The 211-nt window shown below is 42.2% G+C and carries 1 protein-coding gene; it reads right to left on the bottom strand.

From position 1 onward, the window contains the following. On the bottom strand, positions 1 to 211 hold a 211-nt coding region (locus tag ACTHSP_RS24405; protein WP_440347262.1), incomplete at both ends, for a DUF6979 family protein.

The raw sequence follows: 211 nt of genomic DNA, 5'->3' as shown, positions 1-211 counted from the left end.
ATTCGGGATCATTTTTTAAAAGGCTGACCGCTGCAACGGCATATTCTCCGTTTTTGGAATGTTTGGTTTTGACTTTTTCCGGGTTGATTCCTTTAACCAACCCCGCACGACACAATCCCAAAAATGCATTCTTTGGGCATCCTTTTTTTCTAATTGACTCCTTGATGGGAAATGATGCCGCAATCTCTGTCCAAGCTTGTTCCATATCTTC

It is taken from the genome of Neisseria sp. P0001.S005, assembly GCF_051963715.1.
The sequence above is the reverse complement of the archived record's forward strand: the minus strand, read 5'-3'. Positions and strand labels throughout refer to the sequence as shown.